A 1,090-nucleotide genomic window follows, 5' to 3' on the forward strand; every position below is an offset into this window, starting at 1 on the left:
GAAAATAACTGGAGCAACACGATGAACCAAATTGTACCAGATGTTACTCAAAATCACCGGAAGACAGAATTTTATATTGAGTCAACTTATCCCATTTCTAATGACAGTGTGCCAGATATTGATTCTCAGAATAATGCATATGATTTTGATGAAACTTCTTATAACAATGAGGGAAATATGTCAGCTGAGTCGAATGATGGCCAAAAATCTAATTTAATTCTGTTAGACGTTGACTTTCTTAATGACTCGTTATCTGCTAACGAGATTCATAATGAATTTGAAAATAATGAACTCAGATCAAAGGTCGTTCATCATCATCTAGTCATTTTTAGTGGATTCTCCAGTCAATACAAGAAACATGGTTTAAATAAAGTCCTACTAGTTGTAATTTGGAGCCATAAGGACCCAACATTATTTCGAGGAGGAGGAGAATGTTGAGGAATTTAAAGTCACATATAATTCTTTTTTTTTTAATCAGAATCTAAAGTTGGAATTTTCAAAAAAAAAAAAGGGGGAGGTGTTATATCCGAGTGGAGATTAAATTACAGGTAACTTCCGAGGACTATTCATGGACTAATATTCTTATTGTATAACTACTCAACAATTACACTATGTATATTTATATCCCTCTTATGACAAGCTTTATTTTGGCCTATAATTTATTATTGTACGATTTACGGTTCTTAAGTTATGTTCAGTTTATTAACTACTGCCTCCCACATTCACAGCCACTTTTTGGGCTTATTTGTGTACAAATATTATTTCCTATTTTATGGTACGTTGCGGTCTGTGTGATTGATATATAAACTAAGTATGCTTGAAATAAACGATCTGCTCTGATTCGGAAGCTGGTATCTTGTTCTGGACTCAAGTGGAAGGGCTCGTAGGACATAGGACCAATAAGGACACTAAACTGCCCACACCGGTTGAACGTCATTGGTTGGCCTAGTGCGAAGATTCGTATAAGTCGTATTCGGATTGGTAGATAAGTCGTGTGATCGAAAAGTCAGACATCCAAGGACATAACAATTGGCGACGGGGTGGATAAAAGTTTTGAACCCTCAACTTCAAGGTCATAACAATTGGCGAC

At 35.6% G+C, this 1,090-nt stretch carries 1 protein-coding gene; it reads left to right on the plus strand.

Annotation, left to right across the window (positions count from 1 at the left end):
- Nucleotides 1–438, plus strand: a 438-nt coding sequence (locus DF185_RS24715) for a hypothetical protein (RefSeq protein WP_207784736.1), incomplete at its 5' end; no start/stop codon positions are given.
- Nucleotides 439–1,090 lie beyond the last annotated feature (652 nt).

Source organism: Marinifilum breve (assembly GCF_003202155.1).
Lineage (GTDB): Bacteria > Bacteroidota > Bacteroidia > Bacteroidales > Marinifilaceae > Marinifilum > Marinifilum breve.